The sequence below is a fragment of the Methylophilus sp. Q8 genome (assembly GCF_000800115.1).
Classification (GTDB): domain Bacteria; phylum Pseudomonadota; class Gammaproteobacteria; order Burkholderiales; family Methylophilaceae; genus Methylophilus.
In genome coordinates this window covers 1408746-1433197 of sequence record NZ_JUHE01000001.1, presented here as the reverse complement: position 1 = coordinate 1433197, position 24452 = coordinate 1408746, and the positions used below count along the sequence as shown (strand labels likewise).

25 protein-coding genes are annotated in these 24452 nt (G+C 50.1%); 13 read left to right on the top strand and 12 right to left on the bottom strand.

Annotation, left to right across the window (positions count from 1 at the left end):
* The first annotated feature begins 5 nt into the window (after positions 1–5).
* Complete coding sequence (locus tag GQ52_RS07000; RefSeq protein ID WP_200884046.1) at positions 6–1592, top strand: RNA-directed DNA polymerase; 1587 nt, start codon at positions 6–8, stop codon at positions 1590–1592.
* Positions 1593–1635: 43 nt separating this feature from the next.
* Here the strand turns inward: GQ52_RS07000 and GQ52_RS06995 are convergent, their stop codons facing one another.
* From GQ52_RS06995 to tkt, 4 genes are all read right to left on the bottom strand, one after another.
* Positions 1636–1974, bottom strand: coding sequence for a zinc ribbon domain-containing protein YjdM (locus GQ52_RS06995; RefSeq protein WP_047516223.1), 339 nt, complete (start codon positions 1972–1974; stop codon positions 1636–1638).
* A 129-nt stretch (positions 1975–2103) separates the two neighbouring features.
* The gene (locus tag GQ52_RS06990) at positions 2104–2367 is read right to left on the bottom strand and encodes a type II toxin-antitoxin system RelE/ParE family toxin (protein WP_047516220.1); all 264 of its coding nucleotides are present in this window, start codon (positions 2365–2367) and stop codon (positions 2104–2106) included.
* Positions 2354–2587 carry a hypothetical protein gene (locus tag GQ52_RS06985; protein WP_024930593.1) on the bottom strand — a complete coding sequence of 78 codons (234 nt, stop codon included), beginning with the start codon at positions 2585–2587 and terminating at the stop codon, positions 2354–2356. The genes GQ52_RS06990 and GQ52_RS06985 overlap by 14 nt, the downstream gene beginning before the upstream one ends.
* Before the next feature lie 122 nt (positions 2588–2709).
* The gene (tkt, locus tag GQ52_RS06980) at positions 2710–4695 is read right to left on the bottom strand and encodes a transketolase (protein ID WP_047516217.1); all 1986 of its coding nucleotides are present in this window, start codon (positions 4693–4695) and stop codon (positions 2710–2712) included.
* 270 nt (positions 4696–4965) lie between these two features.
* Between tkt and fae the strand changes: the two genes are divergently transcribed.
* Positions 4966–5517: a formaldehyde-activating enzyme gene (fae, locus tag GQ52_RS06975; protein ID WP_019883452.1), complete on the top strand. Its 552-nt coding sequence runs from the start codon at positions 4966–4968 to the stop codon at positions 5515–5517.
* A gap of 81 nt (positions 5518–5598) precedes the next feature.
* Here fae and GQ52_RS06970 read toward each other — a convergent pair whose 3' ends face one another.
* The 3 genes from GQ52_RS06970 to GQ52_RS06960 all read right to left on the bottom strand — a co-directional run bounded on the left by GQ52_RS06970 (position 5599) and on the right by GQ52_RS06960 (position 8422).
* Positions 5599–6612, bottom strand: coding sequence for a Gfo/Idh/MocA family protein (locus GQ52_RS06970; RefSeq protein ID WP_024930590.1), 1014 nt, complete (start codon positions 6610–6612; stop codon positions 5599–5601).
* An 80-nt stretch (positions 6613–6692) separates the two neighbouring features.
* The gene (locus tag GQ52_RS06965) at positions 6693–7892 is read right to left on the bottom strand and encodes a globin domain-containing protein (protein WP_047516213.1); all 1200 of its coding nucleotides are present in this window, start codon (positions 7890–7892) and stop codon (positions 6693–6695) included.
* Positions 7893–7981: 89 nt separating this feature from the next.
* Entirely contained in the window at positions 7982–8422 is a 441-nt protein-coding gene (locus GQ52_RS06960; protein WP_047516209.1) for an Rrf2 family transcriptional regulator, read from the bottom strand.
* A gap of 85 nt (positions 8423–8507) precedes the next feature.
* Between GQ52_RS06960 and GQ52_RS06955 the strand changes: the two genes are divergently transcribed.
* Positions 8508–9722: an NnrS family protein gene (locus tag GQ52_RS06955; protein WP_047516205.1), complete on the top strand. Its 1215-nt coding sequence runs from the start codon at positions 8508–8510 to the stop codon at positions 9720–9722.
* Between the two features lie 3 nt (positions 9723–9725).
* Here GQ52_RS06955 and GQ52_RS06950 read toward each other — a convergent pair whose 3' ends face one another.
* The gene (locus tag GQ52_RS06950; protein WP_047516203.1) at positions 9726–10277 is read right to left on the bottom strand and encodes a thioredoxin family protein; all 552 of its coding nucleotides are present in this window, start codon (positions 10275–10277) and stop codon (positions 9726–9728) included.
* 141 nt (positions 10278–10418) lie between these two features.
* On the opposite strand from GQ52_RS06950, the gene GQ52_RS06945 reads away from it, so the two are divergent.
* The 10 genes from GQ52_RS06945 (at position 10419) to GQ52_RS06900 (ending at position 20001) form a co-directional block, all read left to right on the top strand.
* Entirely contained in the window at positions 10419–11153 is a 735-nt protein-coding gene (locus GQ52_RS06945) for a 16S rRNA (uracil(1498)-N(3))-methyltransferase (protein ID WP_047516200.1), read from the top strand.
* Positions 11153–12310 (top strand): hypothetical protein, encoded by a 1158-nt coding sequence (locus GQ52_RS06940; protein WP_047516199.1) that lies wholly within the window; start codon positions 11153–11155, stop codon positions 12308–12310. Before GQ52_RS06945 ends, GQ52_RS06940 begins: the two co-directional genes overlap by 1 nt.
* 38 nt (positions 12311–12348) lie before the next feature.
* Complete coding sequence (locus GQ52_RS06935) at positions 12349–13278, top strand: AEC family transporter (RefSeq protein ID WP_047516196.1); 930 nt, start codon at positions 12349–12351, stop codon at positions 13276–13278.
* 170 nt (positions 13279–13448) lie between these two features.
* Complete coding sequence (cfa, locus tag GQ52_RS06930) at positions 13449–14621, top strand: cyclopropane fatty acyl phospholipid synthase (RefSeq protein ID WP_047516193.1); 1173 nt, start codon at positions 13449–13451, stop codon at positions 14619–14621.
* Positions 14622–14797: 176 nt separating this feature from the next.
* Positions 14798–16366, top strand: coding sequence for an amino-acid N-acetyltransferase (gene argA / locus GQ52_RS06925; RefSeq protein WP_019883463.1), 1569 nt, complete (start codon positions 14798–14800; stop codon positions 16364–16366).
* A 70-nt stretch (positions 16367–16436) separates the two neighbouring features.
* Positions 16437–17318: an acetylglutamate kinase gene (gene argB, locus GQ52_RS06920; protein WP_019883464.1), complete on the top strand. Its 882-nt coding sequence runs from the start codon at positions 16437–16439 to the stop codon at positions 17316–17318.
* Positions 17319–17357: 39 nt separating this feature from the next.
* Positions 17358–18014, top strand: coding sequence for a pyrimidine 5'-nucleotidase (locus tag GQ52_RS06915; RefSeq protein ID WP_047516190.1), 657 nt, complete (start codon positions 17358–17360; stop codon positions 18012–18014).
* Positions 18015–18055: 41 nt separating this feature from the next.
* Positions 18056–18673, top strand: coding sequence for a nucleoid occlusion factor SlmA (slmA, locus tag GQ52_RS06910; RefSeq protein ID WP_051502169.1), 618 nt, complete (start codon positions 18056–18058; stop codon positions 18671–18673).
* Positions 18674–18696: 23 nt separating this feature from the next.
* On the top strand, positions 18697–18921 hold the full coding sequence (locus tag GQ52_RS06905) for a DUF2788 domain-containing protein (protein WP_019883468.1): 225 nt from the start codon (positions 18697–18699) through the stop codon (positions 18919–18921).
* Positions 18922–19065: 144 nt separating this feature from the next.
* Positions 19066–20001 (top strand): sensor domain-containing diguanylate cyclase, encoded by a 936-nt coding sequence (locus GQ52_RS06900; RefSeq protein WP_047516187.1) that lies wholly within the window; start codon positions 19066–19068, stop codon positions 19999–20001.
* Between the two features lie 16 nt (positions 20002–20017).
* Here the strand turns inward: GQ52_RS06900 and GQ52_RS06895 are convergent, their stop codons facing one another.
* The 4 genes from GQ52_RS06895 to GQ52_RS06880 are packed head-to-tail and all read right to left on the bottom strand — an operon-like array spanning position 20018 to position 24450.
* Positions 20018–21229 (bottom strand): multifunctional CCA addition/repair protein, encoded by a 1212-nt coding sequence (locus GQ52_RS06895; protein WP_047516182.1) that lies wholly within the window; start codon positions 21227–21229, stop codon positions 20018–20020.
* 6 nt (positions 21230–21235) lie between these two features.
* Positions 21236–22198 carry a complex I NDUFA9 subunit family protein gene (locus GQ52_RS06890; protein ID WP_047516179.1) on the bottom strand — a complete coding sequence of 321 codons (963 nt, stop codon included), beginning with the start codon at positions 22196–22198 and terminating at the stop codon, positions 21236–21238.
* Positions 22199–22254: 56 nt separating this feature from the next.
* Complete coding sequence (locus GQ52_RS06885) at positions 22255–24234, bottom strand: transglycosylase SLT domain-containing protein (RefSeq protein ID WP_235273034.1); 1980 nt, start codon at positions 24232–24234, stop codon at positions 22255–22257.
* Between the two features lie 33 nt (positions 24235–24267).
* Positions 24268–24450, bottom strand: coding sequence for a hypothetical protein (locus GQ52_RS06880; protein ID WP_019883473.1), 183 nt, complete (start codon positions 24448–24450; stop codon positions 24268–24270).
* Positions 24451–24452 lie beyond the last annotated feature (2 nt).

The following is a 24452-nucleotide window of genomic DNA, read 5'->3' as shown; positions in this document are numbered from 1 at the left end:
CTCACGTGCATATTGATAAGGCCATAGCGTTAGCGATTGATAATATTCAAAAAGAAGGGTTGACTGACATTTTTCCAGACCCCTTCGAAATAGGCTTATTAAAAAATGAACTTTTCCGACGCTGGTTATCCACGCAAGTAAAATCAAGAATTATCTCGAATACATTAAATGGCTTAAAAATTCACTCTATTAGTCATGTCTTTTTTCCAAAAAAGGACGCATACGACTTTCGGAGGGCAGCACTAATTCAGCCAGTTGATACAATCGCATACTTAGCTCTGGTGTTGATGTATGCTGATATTATTGAAAAACATCGAATAGAGAAGAAACATAAGGTTGTTTTTTCCTATCGATTTAAACCCAATGCAGGTTACCTATTTGACTCAAAGTATAACTACACCTCATTTCAAGCACATGTTACTGAGCGTCAAAAAAGTCGAAGAGTTAAAGTATTGGTCAAATGTGATATATCCAACTTTTATGACCGTTTAAACCTTCATCGCCTTGAGTCAACGTTACTAAGCCTACCAATCGATAATAAGCTAGTTAAGCTTACCAATGAGCTATTACTATTTTGGGCCAACAGAGACTCATACAGCCTACCAATTGGTGGTAATGCAAGTCGAGTATTGGCAGAAGCTGCATTAATTTCAGTAGACGACTATTTACGATCGCTAGATATTCAATTTTGTAGGTTTGTTGATGACTATAGGCTATTCGCTCCTGACGCAAAAACTGCACATTCTTGGCTCAGTGTTCTTGTAGAAAGGCTCTATCTAGAAGGGCTAACTGTAAACCCTGCAAAAACAGTTATTGAAGATGTATCCAAAAAAACCAAATCCACAGCTGTAATTTCCGAAGAAGCTAGACAAGTTGCGAATGAGTTGCGACAAGGCAGAATTATTGTTGGTTACTCAGGAACAATTCCAACAAAATTTAGGGAGCTATCTGAGCGCGAAATCAATGAATTAAAAGATGTTACGACAGAAGAGTTAGAGTCAAAAATCACTTCGAACCAAATTTTACAACCAGATGATGTTAGAAAATTCCTTCGAATAGTTGTAGCAAGTGGAGACTACAGCAAGCTGTCGTTATATCAATCTTTAGTCGAGAAGTTTCCTCAATTTACGCCTCTATTTGTTGATCTGTTAATTAAGAAAGAATCTCTGATTCCACCTGCTCTTAAAGAATCCATCAAGTCTTACTTTTCTGAAACTCTGGTTCACGGTATAAAGTATCCAGAATATATATTAGTGTCTTTGGTTAGACTTCTTGGTTCAAAGGGATTTTCGAATACCAGCGCACTAATGGAGTTCTTCCGAAGCCTTAAAAGAAATTCGGGAGCTTACGTAGGCAGGGCAGTATTAGATGCTTTATCATCGAATATATCAAGAACTGATGTTTTGGAAATCAGACAATATTACCCAAGAGCAGATCTGTGGGAAAAAAGAGCAATAATTAAAATTGTAGACTCTGTCCTATCTGAAGAGGAGAAGCGTCCTTGGCTGAAGAACGTCAAAGTTCACTCATCAGAAGATTATTTTGCTATTGAGTCCTTTGATCCCAAAAAAGATAAGAAGGATAAGAAGTAGGATTATTCAAAATAGATAACCACTTAATGAATCAATTTATTCACTAGGCTTTCTTCACGAATTCCGACTTCAATTTCATAGCACCAAAGCCATCAATTTTGCAGTCGATATCGTGATCGCCATCGACCAGGCGGATGTTTTTCACTTTAGTACCGACCTTGACGACTGATGAAGAACCTTTAACCTTCAGGTCTTTAATCACAGTAATGGTATCGCCATCTTGCAGCACGTTGCCGTTGGCATCGCGCACGACTTTCACTTCGTCTGAATCTGTTGCTGCAACCTTGCTCCATTCATGTGCGCATTCCGGGCAGATGTAGTTATCACCGTCTTCGTAGGTGTATTCGGATTGGCATTGTGGGCAGGCTGGTAATGTAGACATACGGACTTTCTTGGTGCAAACAATAAAACCATATATTTTACAGGGTTATTATTGAATACCCTAGTTCGCTTGTCGCGCAAAGAGATTTCGCAATATCAGATATAAAAAAACCGCCTCATTGGGCGGCATTTAAACCTGATCGTAAATGCTTGAACGGTGACCGACCTTAATCACCAACACCACCAACCTATCGTCGTGAATCTCATAGACAATGCGGTAGAGCCCTTGCCTGACACGGTAGCAATCATGCCCCGTGAGTTTGATGCAGCCATCTGCACGAGGATCTTCTGCCAAGGTATTAATACGGCTGAGTATACGTGCCACATCCGGCTTGGGGATGGCACGCAGGTCTTTGGCAACCGAGGCTTTAAAACTAATACTATATTTTGCCATCTTGCTTTAAAGCATTGAGCATCGCTTCGTAGCTTATCTCTGGCTCGTTCGCGCGCTGATTGATGGCATCCAGATCCTCTTGGTCTTCACGCATTAACAGTCTCACAGCCTCATCTACCAGTTCAGAAAGTGAGCTGTGATTGGTGGCTGCTTTTAAGCGCAAAGCTTGATGAATAGCTGGGTCAAAATATACGGTTGAACGCTTGGACAATTCGGCCATTTGAGTTCTCCTCTGAATGAGTTTTCAGACATTATAGCATCATAACGTTATAACGCCATTTAGGCGTGAACGTAAAAAAACCGCTTCACTAGGAAGCGGTTTTTTATAGCGACTGTTCTAAATTACAGAACAGATTTCACTGTGTTCACAACATTCTCAACTGTGAAGCCGAAGTGTTTGAACAGTGCGCCGCCTGGTGCGGATTCGCCGAAGGTATCGATACCAACAACTGCACCTTCAATACCTACATACTTACGCCAGAAGTCTGGGTGAGCAGCTTCAACAGCCACGCGTTTAACGCCTGGAGTCAATACGCTGTCTTTGTAAGCTTGGTCTTGACGGTCGAATACGTTAGTGGATGGCATGGAAACCACACGCACTTTAGTACCAGCAGCGTTCAATTCAGCAGCCGCTTGAATGGCCAGATCCAACTCGGAACCGTTAGCAATGATGATGACATCAGCTTTACCAGCGACGTCAGAGAATACATAGCCACCTTTACGGATCAGGTCGAAGTCTTTAGCGTCGTGCTTGATGCCTGGCACAGCTTGACGGCTCAATACCAAGCTGGTTGGGCCTTCAGTACGCTCTACTGCAGCAACCCATGCAACGGTTGTTTCTGTAGAGTCAGCTGGGCGCCATACATCCATACGAGGAATCATACGCAGACCAGAAGTGTTTTCTACTGGTTGGTGTGTAGGACCATCTTCACCTTGACCGATAGAGTCATGGGTCAATACGTAAACCACACGTTGATGCATCAACGCAGACATACGCATGCCGTTTTTCATGTAGTCAGAGAACATGTGGAAAGTACCGCCGTATGGCAACAAGCCACCGTGCAATGCCATACCGTTCATGATGGCAGACATACCGAACTCACGTACACCGTAAGAGATGTAGTTGCCTGGCTCTTTACCACTCACGTGTTTGAAGTCTTTAGATGCTGTCAGGTTAGAACCTGTCAAGTCAGCTGAACCGCCCAGGAATTCTGGCAAGATTGGAGCCAAAGCAGTAATTGCTTTTTGTGAAGCTTGACGAGTAGCCAATTTCTCAGCTTTTTCGTTAGTTTCAGCAATGATTGCGTCAGTCAATGCTTTCCAGTTAGCTGGCAATTCACCTGCCATACGGCGTTTGAATTCAGCAGCTTCAGCTGGGAATGCAGCTGCGTAAGCAGCAAATTTAGCGTCCCAAGCAGATTCGCGCTCAGCACCTTTAGCTTTTTGATCCCAGCCAGCGTATACGTCAGCAGGAATAACAAACGGCTCGTGTGGCCAGCCGATTTCAGCACGTGTTGCAGCAACTTCTGCGTCGCCCAGTGCGGAACCGTGGCAGTCGTGTGAACCGGATTTGTTTGGTGAACCTTTACCGATGATGGTTTTACAGCAGATCAGTGATGGTTTGTCAGTCACTGATTTAGCTTCGTCGATTGCTTTTTGAATCGCAGCTTGGTCGTGACCATCTACTGAAACAACGTGCCAGCCGTATGCTTTGAAGCGGCCTACGGTGTCGTCTGTGTACCAGCCTTCGATGTGGCCGTCGATAGAAATACCGTTGTCATCCCAGAAAGCAACCAATTTGCCCAGGCCCCAAGTACCAGCCAGTGCACATGCTTCGTGAGAAACGCCTTCCATCATACAACCGTCGCCCAGGAACACGTATGTGTAGTGGTCAACGATGTTGTGGCCTGGCTTGTTGAATTGGTCAGCCAGCAGTTTTTCTGCCATCGCGAAACCAACGCCGTTAGCAATACCTTGGCCCAATGGACCTGTAGTGGTTTCAATGCCTGGTGCGTAGCCGTACTCAGGGTGGCCAGCACAGCGGGAGTGCAATTGACGGAAAGTCTTGATATCTTCAATACCTAAATCGTAACCGGTCAGGTGCAGCAAGGAGTAGATCAACATAGAGCCATGGCCGTTGGACAATACGAAACGGTCACGGTTAGCCCATTGTGGGTTAGTTGGGTTGTGGCTCAGATTGTGGTTCCACAATACTTCAGCAATTTCAGCCATGCCCATAGGTGCGCCTGGGTGGCCGGAGTTTGCTTTTTGTACAGCGTCCATGCTCAGAGCACGGATGGCGTTGCACAAGTCGACACGAGTTGCCATTGTTTTCTCCCTAGAGTGAAAGTGAGCGGTCTTACACAAAAAGCTGCAAAACCTTGATTGAATTCTTTAAAAAGCCCGGAAAACCTGCCTTTTACGGAAAGGCTAGATTATTCACTAGAACCCGTTTTTCTTCAAGCGTTAATCACCTTTTTCTCATGATGGTTTTGCTATGGCTGACCTATGAAAAAGGTCATTCTAGTGCCTGCAAGGGTAGCTTTCAGGGAGGCTTTCCCCTACCATGACAAAACATTGATAGCAAAGGAAGTAATGATGTCTGACGAACGAATTATCATGCGTGTAGGTGAAGCACTGGTCGCTGGCGGCCCACCCGGCACAGCTGCCGAACCTGAAGTCGCCATTGGCGAAATGAATGGCCCTATGGGCACGGCATTTGCCAACCTGCTGGGTGACCAGGTCAAAGGTCATACCCGTGTGCTGGCGATTATGAATACCGACATTATGGTGCGCCCGGCGACCCTGATGGTGAGCAAGGTGACGGTGAAAGACCCACGTTATACCAATATCTTGATGGGTACGGTGCAAGGCGCGATTGCCAACGGCGTGCTGGATGCGGTGCGTAGCGGCGATATCCCGAAAGAAAAAGCCAATGACCTCGGTATTATCGTGTCAGTCTGGTTAAGCCCGGCAATTCTGGAACAAGAGAAAATCGACCACAAAGCCCTGTTTGATATTCACCGCGAAGCCACTTTCAAAGCGATTCAGAAAGCCTTGCGCAATGAGCCCAGCATCGACTGGCTACTGGAAAACCAGGAGAAAATCGTACATAAGTACTACCAGATGGGCTTAGATGGAAAGATCTAAAAGCACGGCAAAATATAAAAGCCTGCCAAGATTTAAATAATAAAAAAGGATGCCCAGGCATCCTTTTTTATTAAGCTCACTTTAGCGCTTTAACGCAGTGATCACCGCTTCAATCGCTTTGCAATTGCCACGCGCATCATCAAACGTCAGCAAAGGCGCTTTGCCGTAAAGCACGCAGTCACTAAAGTGCTCAATCTCTAAATTAAAGTGGTTGGCTTTAGGCAACACGATAGTTTCTGATTTACCCCCTGCTTCCCAGCTAATCACCGGGTCATCACCTGGGTACGCCCACATATTGTGGCACTTGATCCAGCCTTTATCGCCTATGAGCTCATATTCGGCTTTGCGGCCACGTTCAAAGCTGACGTCAAAGTTGCCAAAACGCGCGCGACCTTGCGCATCAGGCCCAAAATCGAGCACGCCGCTGGCCACCACATCAGCACCATGTTCATTCAGCTTGCCATACGCCACCACATGTTGCGGTTCGGCAGGCACATTATCTTTACCAAAACACCAGCGCAAAGCGTGTATCGCATAAGGCCCAATATCCCACATGGCACCACCACCGTTTGCCATATCACGGTTGATACGGTACATACGCGACGGTGCCATCAGGAACGAAAAACTGGCGCGGCAGGACAATACATCACCGATCAGGCCGGAAGCCACCAGCTCGGCCACTTTGGCATGCTGCGGATGAAAGCGGTACATAAAGCCTTCCATCACCGTCAGGCCTTTGGCTTTGGCCGCAGATTCAATGGTATCGATATCGGCCAGATTGGTGGTCATCGGTTTTTCAATCAGCACATGTTTGCCCGCCTGAATCGCCTTGAGCGCCCATTCGGCATGCTCCTCGTTAGCCATCGGGCAATACACCGCTTCAACATTACTATCCGCCAGCAGGCTATCCATGTCGTCATAGCAAGCGACACCGCCGAGGTTGGGCGCATACTTATCCAGCGTCGCTTTGGCTGCCCCGGCGCGGCGGCTGGCAACCGCCACCAGTTGCGAATTCGCGGCCTCAACAATGGCGGGCAGTAAGCGCTCATTGACCCGCGCAGCCCCGAGAATGCCCCATTTAAGTTGTTTTTGCATGCTTGAACCCTTTCCAGGCGCTGATCGAAGACCGTCATTCTAACGCCAGTTTGTGAATACTGCTGCTTTTGTACATGCCGCTAAGCCGCCTGGCTCAGGCTTTCGGGGCCAAACACTTCGCGATGAATGTGCTGTGGTGGGACACCCAGCGCCAGCAATGCCTGCCATTGTTCGATCATAAACGGCAGCGGGCCACACAGATAATACTCAGCATTGAGTGCGGCATTGAATGGCCACTCAGCCACACGCATACGTCCGGCCTGTACTAGACGCTCTGCCGCAAAGCCCGGCTTGTCTTCAATATACAAGGCCAAATTCAGTGCCGGCAGTTGCTCAGTGCTGGCAATCAGCTCATCCAGATGTGGTACATGCTGTAAGCTGCGGCCAGCATGTAAAAACCAGATATCGCGTGTGGATTGGTCACGCACCATCGTCTTCAACATCGACAACATGGGCGTGATACCAACACCAGCCGAAATCAGCACCAATGGCTGCTTTGCCTTGAGGTCGGGCGTGAATTCACCATAAGGATGGCTGATCAACAATTGCCCGCCCACTGCTGCCTGCTGATGTAGCCAGTTAGACACCGTACCCTGTGGCGTGTGTGTATCGCCTGCTTCACGTTTGACACTGATGCGGTAGCCCGCGTTTTGTTCGGCATCTGACAAGCTGTATTGGCGGATCTGGCGCAAACCATCAGGCAAGGTAACAGCGACGCTGATATATTGCCCGGCCTTGAACGCGGGCAATGCCTGATCTTCGGCCGCTAACTGAATCGACAGAATACCGTCTGCGGTTGGGTTGACCTCAGTGATATGCGCAGCTATCCATTGGTCTGCCGCATAGCCGGTGCTTTGATACAACCTGGCTTCGGCGGCAATAAATTCCCCGGCCAACAACCAGTAAGCCTCATCCCAGGCCGCGATCAGGGGTGGCGTGGCGGCTTCACCCAACACCTCGGCAATCGCCCCCAGCAAATGACGCCCCACAATCGGGTAATGCGCTGGCTTGATGCCTACCGCAGCATGTTTGTGCACTATGCGGTCGATCACTGGCTGCAGCACATGGGCCTGGTCAATATTGGCCGCATAAGCAAATACCGCCGCGGCCAGCGATTGCTGCTGGCTACCATTGGCCTGATTGCCCATATTGAACAAATGCTTCAACTCAGGATGCGCGTTAAACATATTGTGGTAAAACGTGGTGGTAATCGCCAAACCATGCGCTTGCAACACGGGCACACTGGCTTGGATATACGGACGGGCGGCACTGGATAACATAAACACTCCTTTAACTAGCATTTAAAATGAAACATTTAATGTAAAAAAATGGCCTTTTAAAAAAGACCGCTCACGCAAATCACTACAATCTATGCCGCATGGGCTTTGTGCATAAAAATAATTTTGTCCCTGGTATTGTTGTTGACGATATCCAGCAGGCGATGTTGATTCATGTGGGTATAAAAAGATTCCAACCCCGTCTGCAAAGCATCTTTGAGCAGGCAATTGCCATGAAACTGGCACACCGGCTTCTCGCAATTAATCAACTCAGTCGTATTCTCAAGCTCGCGCAAAATATTGCCTATGCGCAAATTGAGTGAGTCTGGATTCAGTTCCAGCCCGCCATTGCGGCCACGTGTCGCCTTGATCCAGCCCAGTTTATTCAGGCGTGTAATCACTTTAATCAGGTGATTGCGCGGTAAATCAAACGTCGTAGCGATCTCGTCTATGGTCACCTGCTGACCAAAGCGTGACTGCGACAAATACATGAGTACGCGCAGGCCAATATCGGTAAATTTGTTGAGTTGCATGCCTGCATTCTAAATATGTTTCATTTACAATGCAACTTTAAATTGCTATGCTGATATGCATTGCCAGTCTCCAAGGAGCATCCATATGCAGCCGCTGATTCAAATTTCCCCACCTAGCCACAAGCGCCCCGCACAAGGATTTGCGCTATGGAACCTCGGATTTCGGCCATTTTTCCTGCTGGCGGCAGGCTTTGCCGCCCTGTCTATGCTAGTCTGGATGGCAAACTATTTTCAGCTGTATGCCCAGCCATTGGCCACCATTTCACCTTCGCAGTGGCATGCCCATGAAATGCTGTATGGCTTTGCTTTTGCCGTGATTGCCGGTTTTTTGCTAACAGCGGTCAAAAACTGGACCGGCATACAGACCCTGCATGGCCGCCCGCTACTAGGTCTCGCCGCGTGCTGGGTCATTGCCCGTAGTGCGATGTTGATTGCCCCAGGCCAGGTGCTTTTGGCAGCAATATTCGATTTACTCTTTAACGCATGGCTCATCGCCGCAGTCGCCCAGCCGATTATCAAGGTCAAGCAATGGCGGCAACTTGGCGTGCTGTCGAAAATCATTTTTCTCACGGCAGGCAATGCTGCTTTTTATAGCCAGGCACTAGGCTGGACCACCAATGGCGCACACGCTGCATTATGGATAGGCCTGCTGCTCAATGTCAGCCTGATTATGGTCATCAGCCGCCGCATCTTGCCAATGTTTATCGAACGCGGCGTCAAAGAAGAAGTCCTGCTGAAAAATTCAACTTGGATAGACCGATTGCTTATGGTGTGCCTGGCAACCTTGCTGATCAATATCTTGACCGTTAATGCCGGAATAGTTAATGCAGTGTTAGGACTCACTATCAGTTTGAGTGCCGGGTTTAGATTATGGCGCTGGCATACGCCAGGTATCTGGCAAGTACCGTTGCTATGGAGTTTTTATTGTGGATTGTGGTTAATCAATCTGGGATTCCTACTTTATGCCGCCAGCTTTTTCGCGCACAGCATTTCCGTCATTCTGGCTATCCACTGCTGGGCCATTGGCGGCATCGGCGTGATTACATTAGCCATGATGGCACGCGTCTCATTAGGTCACACCGGCCGCAATATCCACACGCCACCACGCAGCGTGATCTGCGTATTTGGCCTGGTGATTTTCGCCACCCTGAGCCGGGTGCTCCTGCCCATCGTGCTGCCTGAGTTTTACCGCCTATCCGTGATGCTGGCCGCCGGCGGCTGGATCGCCGCATTTACGCTATTTGCGATCGTCTATTGGCCGATACTTAGTCAACCACGTATTGATGGGACGCCCGGTTAAGACTTATTCTTTCCACTTAATAGAACAACCGATACTTGCGATCTGCTCCTGTGGCCCTTTCCCTGTTTCTGCCACCAGCCTCATGGCATTAAACAGCTCGCGCGTACTTTCAGGCGCGGTTTCCTTGCGGCTTTCATCAAAGCGGCCACGATATTGCAGCTCGAAGTTTTTATTAAAGCCGAAGAAGTCAGGCGTACAGACCGCACCATAAGCTTGCGCCACAGTTTGCCGCTCATCCCACAAATAAGGGAAAGGAAACTGCATCTCGGTGGCAATTTTTTGCATGTTTTCAAAGCTATCTTCAGGATATTCGAAGTCATCGTTACTCGAAATAGCCACGGTATTGATACCCAAGGTTTGCAGCTCGCGTACATCAGCAATCAGCCGCGGCAATATGGCTTTGACATAAGGGCAATGATTGCAGATAAACATCACCAACAAGCCGTTTGAACCCATGCTATCGCTAATGCTGACCGCCTTTTTATCGGTGCTAAACAGATTAAACAGAGGGGCTTTCCAGCCAAAATCACATACGGGTGGGCTAATACTTGCCATCAGAATACTCCTGCCATTAAATTCAAAGCAATATGGTACGTGATTAAGGCGCCGAGGTGAATCTTGTGGGCAGCGCGCCCGCATCGCCATGCGTACCACGCTAGCGCCATAAATAGTGGCATTTTGGTTACAATGCCAGTCATGAGTAATTTACGATTTCATAGCCCGACTGCATTGATTGTCGGCCAGCAAGCCCCACTCAGTGAAAACGCTATGGCACATGCAGTGAGGGTCATGCGGCTGAAAGTGGGCGATACACTTAACCTGTTTTGCGGCGATGGTTTTGACTACCAGTGCGCGCTGACCAGCATAGAGAAAAAGTCCGCACAGGTTGAGGTGTTGAGCAGAAGCGAAGTGAATAACGAATCACCACTCAATATTCGTTTGCTGCAAGGCATTTCCAGCGGCGACCGTATGGATTACACCATCCAGAAAGCAGTAGAGCTCGGTGTGACCGAGATTTACCCGCTCAGCACAGAGCGTTGCGTGACCAAGCTCAGCGGCGACCGTGCCGAGAAACGCACTGAGCACTGGCAAGGCGTAGCCATCGCGGCATGCGAGCAAAGCGGCCGCGCTATTGTGCCGCTGGTGCATGCGCCAGTCACGCTAGCGCAATGGTTAAGCCAGCATGCCACGCCAGATTGCCTAAATTTATTACTCAATCCGGTAGGTGCCAAACGGCTGGCAGTTTTAAACAAACCTGAGCACGCCATTCATTTGCTGATTGGCCCTGAAGGTGGCTTGAGCCCTGCTGAAATTGAACTCGCCACACAACACCACTTCCAATCTATCGTCCTCGGCCCCAGAATTTTACGCACCGAAACCGCCGCACTCACTGCCATCGCCAGCATGCAGTCACTGTGGGGCGATTTTTAATGTGGTTTTATTTGGGAGTTTTTACCACTGTCATCGCAATTATCATCCGCCTGCATCAGAAAACGTCCCTGCATTCAGCCTTGCAGGACCGGGATAAAAGCCTTATCCCGGTTCATGGAAAATACAAATACAACTGGTCCGATGCAACTGATAAAGCGCCAGCGACTGGTCGTCTCGAAATTCCCTGTTCATCCTCATTACAGTTTTCTGCCAGACTTGAAAGAGGCTTTGATAAGTGGGCAAAATTTACAGGATTATCTTATGAATGCCAGACTGGAGAAAAAAGCTTTGATGAGCGCATTTATCTGAGCTGCATTACCCAGGAAGATGCAGACCTGATTGGCCAACAACCAGAACTCTCACAAAAAATCATTCTTGCACTCCAAACAGATGCGAACAATATTTCATTTCATCCTGGCAGCGAATTAATTTGTGATGGGCAGCATCTTTTTTTGAAGCTCTCTTATCCCGCCAAGGATCGGCCTGCTAAAGACAATTTTATTGATGAGAAACTACCCGCTCTACAATCCCTGGCGAACGCATTAAGGCAGCAAAAAGAGTTAGACCCTCACTTCTGGAAAGTGCCTAACCAGCGCAACGCAGCCATTACCTTGGCCCTCAGTTCAGCACTGGCTGTTGTAGGAGGACTGGAATTTATCCGTTTCTTTGGTTTTCACGACAACGAATTACTCCACCCATGGGATTTGGCCCCTTATGCCATAACTACCGCACTCATAGGTGCAATACTCATCATTATTTTTTGCCTGACTTCAATCACGGTTTCTGCCCGCCGACACCTGATACTCGCTGAAATATGTATGTTTGGTTTTCCTGGACTGGCCTTTGCGTGTTACGGCTGGATGTACGATGCCAATATTCGGCTTGACCACGGCCCCTACGAGACCCGTGTACTCCATGTAACAGATAAATATTCCGTGACGCATCGCGTAAAGAATGGCAAATACCATACATATCATTTGGTTGTTAGCCCGAACCAACCACCCTTACCGGATAATCTCAGTATTTCAGGTCAATTTTATAATCACATAGAAAAAAATGATTCAGTAAAGGTCAGCATCAAAAGTGGTTTTTTGCATCAACCATGGCTTAAAAAAATCGAGAAAATGAATCCGCCTGCAATAGAAGGTGACTTTTAATGACTCTTTTAGACTCTTTAATCAGGTAGCATCGCCCCATGTTCCAAGTCATGTTACAAATGGCGCTATTGATCGCTGCCGGGATGCTCTGGCAACGCATGGCGCCTGACCATATGTCAGCGCTTGCACACCGCCGCGCGCTGACCGACCTGGTGTTTTACATATTGCTACCTGCATTGGTGCTGGATATCTTATGGCAGGCACCATTTGATGCCAGCACACTCAGCATTGCGCTCACCGCGCTCAGCCGCCTCACAGTGGCCGCCTTGTGCATGTGGCTGACACTACACCTCTTGCAGCGCGTCATGACTGTTTCACGCGCGCAACAAGGCGCATTGATGCTGGCGGCCACGTTTCCCAACGCGACTTATCTAGGGCTCCCCGTGACCAGCGAAGTACTTGGCGACTGGACGCATGAAATCGTACTTAAATTTGATCTGTTCGCCTGTACGCCGGTATTGCTGACGCTGGGCATGCTGATGGCGCAAACCTATGGCCAATCTGAACACAAATCGCACCCGATCAGGGAGTTAATGCGCGTGCCTCCGCTGTGGGCATTACTGCTGGCGACCGTTTTGAACGTGAGCCATGTGCCGCAACCCGTCATGATCGGCCATGCGCTGCACACGCTGGCTGGCGGCGTGGTGCCGTTGATGCTGATCGCCCTCGGCATGAGCATCCGTTGGGATACCTTTAAACTCAAATTGATTCCCTTATTGCTGCCTGTGTGCGTGATCGGTTTGCTGATTGCACCATTGGCGGCGCAATATACCGCCATCGCCCTGGGTCTGCATGGCGACCAGCTCACAGCCTGCATTCTGCTCGCCGCCATGCCTACCATGGTGTTTGGCATTGTCATTTGCGAACGCTACCGGCTGGACGGCGCCCTGTACGCCGCAGCCGTGTTCATGAGCACCCTGCTCAGCATCGGCAGCCTGTCACTCTGGTTTGCCATCTTGCAGCCATAAATTCAATATTATTTCGCGCATCAACACGTGAAATCTCGCATTTCATGTGAATTTTTATGATGCATGCTGTCATACGTCATATGACGAGTTGTCAGCAGCAGCGACTGTTTTTAAGATGCTACTAACCCGCCACGCTTTCGCTTTGTGTTATTTGGGATTATCAGACGATTATGCCGAAAACCACGACCAACCAATATATTGCGCAGCAGCCTGCGCCACCCGAGACGCTCACCCGCCTGCTCGCTGAAACCGGCGTGACCATTAATGGCAATGCGCCATGGGATATTCAGGTCTATGAAGAAAGTGTTTACCGCGACGTATTGACCAAAGGCACGCTTGGCCTTGGGCAGGCTTTTATCGAAGGCCGCTGGGACTGCAAGCGCCTGGACGAATTCTTTCACCGCGTGATGCGTGCCGACATTGATGAAAAAATGGGCGGCATGGCCAAACTGACCTTGCTGGGCGAAGTGATCCGCCACACGCTGTTTAACTTGCAGGCCCCTCACCGTGCCTACCAGGTGGCGCAACAACATTACGATATTGGCAATGATGTGTTTGAAGCCATGCTGGATAGCAGCATGAGCTACTCCTGTGCCTACTGGCAGCACGCCAACACCCTGGAAGAAGCGCAATTTAACAAGCTGGACATGATCTGCCAAAAACTTGATTTGCAACCCGGCGACCGCGTTCTCGAAATCGGTTGCGGCTGGGGCGGCCTCGCCAAACACATGGCCAAGCACTATGGCGTACAAGTCGTGGGGATCACTGTATCGGTCGAGCAACAAACCGTGGCCAAAGAACGTTGTGCCGGATTACCAGTGGATATCCAATTAAAGGATTACCGCGAACTGCACGGCCAATTCGACAAGATCGTATCCGTGGGCATGTTCGAGCATGTCGGGCAAAAAAATTACGCCATGTATTTTGAAACGGCGCACCGACTGCTTAAGGATAACGGGCTGTTTTTACTGCACACCATAGGCAACCACAGAACTGCCTTGCATACCGATGCCTGGATAGACCGCTATATTTTCCCCAATGGCAAAGTGCCTTCGGCCAGCGAAATCAGCCAGGCCCTTGAGCAAAAATTCCTGATCGAAGACTGGCATAATTTCGGACCCGATTATGACCGTACGCTGATGGCCTGGTGGGACAAATTCAATCGTGCCTGGCCGGAACTGCAGTTTAAATATGATGAAAGTTTTTACCGGATGTGGAAATACTACCTGATGTGTTGCGCAGGCTATTTCCGCGCCCGGCAAGGGCAACTCTGGCAACTGGTATTGAGCAAACGGCAGAGCAACCGTATGTACCGCTCAATGCGCCCGGCGCCAGCAAGTTGATGTTGACGTAGTCTCTCTGTTCTTGACCTCATATGACGGCTGTTGCCGTCATTTTTTTGTGCGTTGAATGCATGCACCAATGCACTCAGATAAAACCTCCACCTCACCTCCACTTTATTTGCAATAAAAACCATTTTTAATTATTATTTTGCATAATCATTATGAATAAACAATAAATGCTCGGATCAAACATCAGAGATTTGCGTAAATCGCAAAATCTAACCTTGCAGCAACTGGCTTCGCGTATGGGCACAGACGCAAGTAATTTGTCACGCATTGAACGTGGCGAAATTGGTATTTCAGAAGTTCTGCTACGCGCAGCGGCACAGGCATTGAACACCACACCCGGCCGCCTGTATGACGCCAACCTGACACCCGTCTCACTGACCAACACGCCACCGGCCATTCTTTCCAGTGCCAATAGCAAAGACTTTGTGCACTGGTTCCGTTCGGCAGCGCCGTATATCCACGCCTTTGGCGGCAGCACGTTTGTGATTGCCTTTGGTGGCGAAGTGGTCAGCGAGCAGCAATTTGTCGCACTCTCACATGACCTTAACCTGTTAGCCAGCCTAGAAGTGAGGCTGGTGCTGGTGCATGGCGCCCGGCCACAAATCGAGCAGCGCCTCAAGCGGGATAACCTGACACCTAAACTGCACAACGGCCTGCGCATTACTGACGATGCGGCCATGGAGGCAGTGAAAGAAGCCAATGGCGCCATCCGCGTCGAAATTGAAGCCTTACTGTCGATGGGCATTGCCAACTCGCCGATGGCGGGCAGTGATATCCGCGTCGCCAGTGGCAACTTTGTTACGGCAAAACCATTAGGCGTGCGCGATGGTGTAGACCTGCAACATACCGGAGAAGTACGCAAGATAGATGCTATTGGCATCCAAAAGCGGCTAGATGACGGCGAATTGGTGCTTTTATCCCCCATGGGCTACTCACCCACCGGTGAAACCTTCAACCTGACACTGGAAGATGTGGCGGTCAGCGCGGCCAGTGCGCTGGATGCCGAAAAACTGATCTTCCTGATGGACTCAGAAGGTGTGCATAACCTGCGCGGCGAACTGTTACGTGAAATGACTTCGGCCAAAGCCAAAAACCTGCTGCGTAATGTGCAGGAGAGCGATGTGCCTATTCATTACTCGGAAGACGTCAATTACTACCTGCCTGCCGCCGTGCGCGCCTGCGAGCATGGCGTGACCAGGACGCACCTGATCTCGCGCCATATCGATGGCGCCATTATTCAGGAGCTGTTTACGCGGCAAGGCATAGGCACCATGATTACCGAACTGCCGCTGGAAACCATGCGCCAGGCCAATATTGATGATGTCGGCGGCATCCTGATGCTGATTGAGCCATTGGAGAACGAAGGTATCCTGGTGCGGCGCGGGCGCGAACGCATCGAGATGGAAATTAATTATTTCTACGTGATGGAACACGATAACCGCGTCATTGGTTGTGCTGCGCTGTATCCGTTTGCCCAGGAAAAAATGGTGGAATTTGCCTGCCTGGCGATAGACCCGACCTATCGTGGCGGTGGCCGTGGTGACAAATTATTTAACTATTGCCAGGAGCAAGCCAGCCAAAAAGGCTTTAAAAGGTTATTTTGCCTGACCACGCGCACTGAACACTGGTTTCTGGAGCGCGGTTTTACCGAGCAAAATGTTGACCAATTACCGCACGAAAAACAAAAACTCTATAATTTTCAAAGAAAATCCAAAGTTTTCATCAAATCGTTATGAGTTTTTAGCTAAAATTCTGCCTGTACCCGATTGACTGCAATCGCCTGATGATTGAATGAAAGTTTGACCTATGCAAACCTCGACCTCCAGCCAAAAAGCGCAAACCCTGTCTGAAGCGCTACCGTATATCAAACGCTTTTTTGATAAAACCATCGTCATTAAATACGGCGGTAATGCCATGACTGACGAACGACTGAAAGAGTGCTTCGCACAAGACGTGGTGCTACTCAAACTGGTCGGCATGAACCCGGTGGTGGTGCATGGCGGCGGCCCGCAAATTAATGAAATGCTGGATAAGCTGGGCAAAAAAGGCGAGTTCATCCAGGGCATGCGCGTGACTGATGAAGAAACCATGGACGTGGTGGAAATGGTACTCGGCGGCCAGGTGAACAAAGAGATCGTGAACCTGATTAACCGCCATGGCGGCAAAGCCGTCGGCCTGACCGGGCAGGATGGTAACTTTATCCATGCACACAAGCTGCTGATGGAAGACCTCAAAGATCCAAGCAAGATGATTGACGTTGGCCAGGTTGGCGAAATTTCTGCCATAGACCCGAGTATTATCAACTTTCTCGATAGTGGCGACTTTATTCCTGTGGTGGCGCCGATTGGGGTCGGCCGTGATGGCGAAACCTATAACATCAACGCCGATGTGGTGGCGGGCAAACTGGCAGAAATTCTCAATGCAGAAAAACTGATTTTGCTGACCAACACACCTGGCGTGCTGGATAAAAATGGTCAATTGCTGACCGGCCTGACGCCCAAACAAATTGACGACCTGGTAGAAGACGGCACCTTAAGTGGCGGCATGCTGCCAAAAATCAGCTCAGCGCTGGATGCTGCGCGCAGTGGCGTTAAATCGGTGCATATTATTGATGGCCGCGTAGAACACGCGTTATTACTGGAAGTGTTGACCGATGAAGGCGTCGGCACATTAATCAAAGCCAAGTAAGCGCCTACTTACGTACTAACAAATCAAGCATTGCAATATATGTCGCGCAGGGTGTGGATTTTCGATCTGGATGACACCCTGCACAATGCCTCTGCGAATATTTTCCCGGTCATGAATCAATCCATGACGCGTTACATCATGCAGACGCTGGATATGGAAGAAGCGGCCGCGCACCAGTTACGCCAGCATTACTGGCGCGTTTATGGCGCCACCCTCAAAGGCCTGATGCGTCATCATGGTGTCAATCCCCATCATTTCCTGTCCGAAACGCACGCCTTTTTGACTGACGACATGGTGCAAACCACCAAGCAATTACGTCAATTGATTCAGCGCTTGCCAGGGCGCAAATGTATTTTCACCAATGCCCCGCGCGCGTATGCCCTGCATGTGCTGGAGGTGCTGGGTATTGCCGATTGTTTTTCATTGGTATTCAGCGTCGAATCCAGCCGTTTCCATGCCAAACCCAGCGTCCGTGGTTTTCGCCTGTTATTGCGGCAACTGCAATGCCGTGCCGCAGACTGCACCCTGTTTGAAGACAGCCTGCCCGCCCTGATGACGGCCAAACGACTCGGCATGCGCACCGTGTGGATCAGCCGTCGATTGCACAAACCAAACTTTGTGCAATATAGGTTGCCGCATGTGTTGGCACTCACTCACAGTGCATTGAAAAAAGCACCCTATGCATTCCCGTGCTGAGCGAATACAGTTAAAATAGCGGTCAAAATAACAACATCAGCATGGGGTTGGGTCCCGAAATCATTATGGCAACCATCAATAAAGAAGTACGCGCAAACCGCAAACAGCAAATTCTGGAAACACTGGCAGGCATGCTGCAAACACCGCGCGGTGAAAAAATCACGACCGCCGCGCTGGCAGCCAAACTGGATGTGTCAGAGGCAGCGTTATATCGCCACTTTGCCAACAAAGCCAAAATGTTTGAAGGCCTGATTGAGTTTATTGAAGGCGCGCTGTTTGGCGTGATGAATAAAATCACCACCGATGAAACCGACGGCCTCAAGCAAGTGCAACTGATGTTGCAAACCATGCTCAAGTTTGCCGAACGCAACCCGGGCATGTCACGCGTGCTGATAGGCGATGCGCTGGTCAATGAAGACGACGCCTTGCAAGCCCGCATCAACCAGTTACTGGACCGCCTCGAAGCCAGCCTGAAGCAGTCACTGCGTATTGCTGAGGCACAAGGCAATAAAATCACCGATGCTGGCATCGCCGCCAACACCATGATCAGTTTTGTACTTGGCCGCTGGCATGCCTTTGCCAAAAGCGGCTTCAAGCGTAAACCCAGCGACAACCTTGAACAGCACGTCACACAACTGATTACCGGCTGTTTGCAATAAACGATAGTAAGAAAGCGTTATAGATGGAAACCACTGTTTTTGGCATGAATGAAGCCCAGCTGACCGAGTTTGGCATGAGCTGGGGCCTTGCCGGCCTCATTCTGTTCATCGTTTTTATTGTCGGCAACCTGGCCTGGAAATCCAAAGCGGGTAAAACCGGGACATTCGCCTTGTTTCTCGCGCTCACATTAGGCATGGTGGGCTTCCTGGCCAAGCTGGTGATTCAGCACTACCTGAATATCCACTAGTCTCACAGCTAAACAGGTCACCGCCAGCCATGCCGTGGCTCACCTGATTAACGCTTTATTACGTGAATGACGCCAATGGACTATTGCGGCGTTTGCCGCAGTCCGCTACTCTAAGCCATACATAGTGATAAATACTTGCGTGATATGGACAACTCCCCTCCCAACGACAGTGACATCTACAAAACGTTACTCGAATCGACCAAGGCCATCCCGTGGAAGATAGACTGGACTAGCAAGCAATTCAGCTACATCGGCCCGCAAATCGAGCCATTGCTGGGCTGGGCACCATCGAGCTGGCAATCAGTTGAAGACTGGGTTAACCGTATTCATGAAGAAGACCGTGAACGTGTGTTTAACTTTTGCGTACAGCAATCGCTGCAAGGCCTGGATCATGAAGCGGATTACCGCGCACTGACGGCCACTGGTGATTTTGTCTGGATACGTGATGTCGTGCATGTCATACGGACGCCTAGCGGTGAGCCCGAAGCGCTCATCGGCTTTATGTTTGATATCAGTGAACGCAAAAAGACCGAAGAACAATTGCTGATCATGCAAAGAAAACTGGAAGAGCTTTCTTACAAAGACGGCTTGACTGGTGTCGCCAATCGCCGCATGTTTGATACGGTGCTGGAACGCGAATGGCTGGAAGCCAGACAACACCAGCAGCCGTTATCACTGATCATGATTGATATCGACTACTTCAAGCAGTTCAATGATTTTTACGGACATCTGCAAGGCGATGAAGTGCTCAAGCAGGTGGCTCAGACACTGGCGCAGGCTGGTGTGCGTGCCAAGGATTTTTTTGCCCGTTTTGGCGGTGAAGAATTCGCGCTGATTCTGCCAGAGACCAATGACGTCTCGGCCAGCAAAATTGCCGAGCGTTGCCGTAACCTGGTGTTCAAAGAGCAAATCCCGCATGCAAAATCAGAAGTCAGCCAGATACTGACGATTAGTGTTGGTGCGGGCAGCATCACCCCCAGCCAAACCGATGACCTCAAAACATTTGTTGAATCTGTAGATGCCCTGATGTATCAAGCCAAACGCAATGGCAGGAATCGGATTGAGGTAAAAAGCATTTGAAGCAGGCCTGATGGCACTAATGCAGCGCGGCCTGAATGGCGTGTATACGCGCCTCGGCCACAGATTGCTTGATATGGGCAGGGGAACTGCATTGTTTGGCGATGGCACCTGCATCTACAGTGAGTGCCGCTTGCAAGGCAATGGTCAGATGCGCGGCATCTTCGAGGGGGCATTCCTCCAACCCCAAGCGCCCGCGGCTATCGCACTCACAAGCGAGCAAAAAATCCTCGAAACGTGGGCGTTGGCGGAAAGCATCGAGCTCTTCGAGAAACTGCAATAAAGTACTGGCTTTCATTTGCCGGGCGGCGTGCAATTTACCATGATATTTGGCCACGACCAGTGCCAGATCCTTGCAATCATTCGGCACCCGCAGGCGGGCAACCACTTCGCGAATGAGGTCCACACTGCGCAACTCATGGCCGATATGGCGCGGCAATACCTCTACAGGTGTTGTGCCCTTGCCCAAATCATGGGTCAGTGCAGCAAACCTGACTGGCAAGCTGTAGCCTTGCTTGGCGGCATAATCAATCACCATCATGACGTGAATGCCGGTATCGATTTCCGGGTGATAGGTAGCCGTTTGCGGCACTCCCCACAAGCGGTCAAGCTCAGGCAAGATAATCTTCAACGCGCCGCAGTCACGCAACATCTCAAACATACGGCTAGGCTGTTTTTCCATCAGACCTTTGGCGATTTCCTGCCACACACGCTCAGGCACTAGCGCGTCAACTTCACCGGCAGCCACCATATCGCGCATCAGGAACAAGGTTTCCGGCGCGACAGTAAACTCGGTAAACCGCGCTAAAAAACGGGCTGCACGCAGGATGCGCACCGGATCTTCACCAAAAGCATCGGTAACGTGTCGAAGGACTTTTTTCTGGATATCCAATTGGCCGCTAAAAGGGTCTATCAGGCTGCCATCTTCGGCTTGTGCGATGGCATTGATCGTAAAATCGCGTCGCGCGAGATCTTCTTCCAACGTCACTTCAGGGTCAGAATAAACACTAAATCCCTTGTAGCCCTTGCCGGTTTTACGCTCGGTACGTGCAAGCGCGTACTCTTGCTGAGTCTTGGGGTGCAGGAACACCGGGAAGTCTTTGCCAACGGCGCGATAGCCTGCAGCCAGCATTTGTTCAGGGGTGGCACCGACGACCACATAATCACGGTCTTTCACCGGCAAGCCAAGCAGACTATCGCGGACCGCGCCGCCTACCTGGTAAATCTGCATGCCTGGTTAGCGCCTGGCGTTAATGACACGACCGGCAGCGGCACGAAACTGGTCATAAGCGCCGCGCGGATTGTTCTTCACCAGGTAACCCGAGATTACCGCAAACATATCCGTAGGCACCACACACAGTTCATTCGCCATCGGTTGCTGGCAAACATTATCCACCTGCATGGATTTCACATTGTCGCGCGATAGGAGTTTGATCGGTAGCAGCTGCATAAAACTGCCCTGCAACAAGGACATATTCAGGCTCAGGCCAATAATAGGACGCTGTACGTTAATCGTCTTCATCACCGCTTCCATGATTTGCTGCAAGGTCATGATGGCCGGGCCACCGAGCTCATAGGTTTTGCCATACGTTGCGGGTTCATCCACAGCATTGACCATGGCAGCGGCGACATCTTCTACCCAGATTGGCTGAAACTTGGCTTGCGGCATGGCGAGCGCCAGCACCGGAATGGCCTGTATCAGTTTGGCGAATAAATTAATAAAGCGGTCGCGGGTCCCAAAAATAACCGATGGCCTGAAAATGGTGACATGCAGTTTTTTACTGAACTCCAATACGGCCTGATCGCCAGCCGCTTTGCTGCGTAAATACTCACTCGGCGCATTCACAGAAGCTTGCAAGGCACTCATATGCAACAAGCGTGGAATGCCTAATTCTTCGCATAATTGCGCGACACGGCGTGGAAACTGGTGATGCATTTTTTCAAAGCCGTTGTCGCTGGTCTGATGCAAAATACCGATCAGGTTAATCACCACATCATTGCCCTGCAATTGCGCCTTCAGCGCGGCCTGGTCGTGGATATCGCTTTCAACCACTTGCACATTGGGCAACAGGATCAGGTGCTTGGCCTGTTCGCGACGACGCGTCAGTACTTTGACTTGATAGCCTGCCTGGTCTAACCTGGCAACTACACTACTGCCTACAAAACCGCTACCACCTAATACAGTCACTGTCTTCATCATGCTTATTCCTGATCCGTCTTGCGATTAGCCCTATTGTACCAAAATCCAGATGCAAGCTACTCCTGCTCCGAAATGCTGATAGTGGTGGTCACGTTTTCAACGTCACCCGTACCGCGGGCAGGGATGGTGCCCAAACGTTTTTTAAGTGTCAGCATGGGCAGGCCCAGCCGCGGGGCGTACATATGCGCATTGGCCAACACTTTTTTCACATAATTGCGTGTTTCACTAAACGGGATGGTTTCTGCGTAAATGGCGCCTTCCAAAGGGGCATTGGCAGCCCAGCGCCTGGCGCGGCTGGGGCCTGCATTATAAGCCGCCGTCGCCATCACTTCCTGGCCGTTAAAGGTATCCAGTGTATAGCGCATATAATAAGTACCCAGATTCACATTGGTATCAATGTCGTGCAGCATGCCATCGTTATAGCTGCTCCAGCCGAGTTTTTTAGCGATCCATTTGGCGGTAGCAGGCATTACCTGCATCAGGCCACCTGCCCCCACCGATGACTTGGCGTAGTGCATAAAACGGCTTTCCTGGCGGATAATGCCATAGACCCAGGCTTCGTCAATGGCGCGGCTGCGCGAAGCTTTTTGCAAATAATCGCGATACGGTGTCGGGTAGCGTAATTCAAAATTATGCGTACGACTGGTTTTGTCAGCCGCCAGCACAGCGAGGTCATACCAGCCCTTTAACAAACCATATTGTGCGGCAACAATGCGCGTAGGGTCATCCAGCGCTTCCAGCAGATACATCCACTCCAGCCGCGCCTCATAGCGGGCCTCTACATCGAACAGGGCCTCCATGCGTTTCACTGCGGGTTGTTTGGCGAACTGGCGAACTTCTTCATCACTGGGCTGGTAAGTCACCATCGGCTCACTGACCACCGGCCCCAAATCTTCCGCCGCCAGCCAGCCATAAAAATGACGCTCCTGTGAGAGCTTGGCCAGTATCTGGTTGGCATCCGCCACCTGACCTTTGGCGATCAAGGCGCGTGCTTTCCAATAACGCCATGTGGATTCCTCAGCCAAGACGGCTGGCATGTCATTGATGACTTTCAGCACCGTGCCCCAGTCTTGCTGGCGCAAGGCAGTGCGTGCATACCACTCCCATTGCTCACTGCTTAACAACGTGGCATTGACTTTGCCAAAGCCTTGCAATGCCTCTGACTCATGCTTGCGCGCGGCTTCGAGTGCCATATAGGCCTGAGCCAGTTGCTTTTCTTCGTTATCGAGCAAACCGCTGTATTTCTGGTAGCTGGTTTTAGCCACGCCAAGATCCGCCTTGGCCTGGCGATGAATCGCATACATGTACAGCGCACGCGCATAGGGCGAGCGCTCTTGAATGCCGCCTTTTTTCAGGGCTTGGGCAGGATTCTGCGCCATGTCATCAATCTGTTTCAGCAATCCTGCATCAGTTTTGCTGCTACGTTTGGCCAACACTTTGGCCAAACCGGTTTTATTGCTAAACAAGGCGTCACGATACAAGGTCAGCAATAGCTTTTCATCCAGCACGCCCACTTGCTGCAAGGCTTCCAGCATGCCCTGGCAGTCTGCGGGCAAGTCCTTGCCCGCCAGCAACAGTTTCTTGCCATCTTCATAGGCATTGGGGTCATCCAGCGCAATGCCTGCCTGTACCTGGTAACACTGGTTACCCACATCATTGATGCTGTAATACATCGGCATTTGCGCACGCATCTCGATAAACTGGTCCCAGAACTGCACGCGGCCCAGCCGTTTGAGCCACAGCTCGCGTACGCGCTGCGACAACAAGGACTCATTGTTTTCCTGTAAAAATGCCTGTACCTGGGTGTAAGACAGCTGGTCCATGGTCAGGATCATTTGCCAGTATTGCAGGTAGGGCAATAAGGGTGAACGACGCTGCCTGAGGGTTTCAGTAGCCTCAGCGAGTTGCGACAGATTGCGGGTTTGATAGGCCTGCTTGGCCTGAAGATAGACATCGCCATCTCCAGCGAAGACTGACTTGGCCAAACCGAGCAAACAGGCGCCAAAAATAAGGAGGGAAGTGAGTCTAGTCTTCATGTGTCAACGATCACGTACACAACGTGATGACAATTAAATTCTGGCCAAGCGACTCAGAAAGAAAAACAGCAACAGTAGCAGCAATAGCACAAAGCCACTGCGCCAGACGGTTTTGAGCCAGCGCCAATAACGTGGCTGGCCAGTTTGCCATCCTAACAGTACCAGCACCAGCGTACTGATCACCAGTACTGTAAATAAAATACGTATCCACCACATAT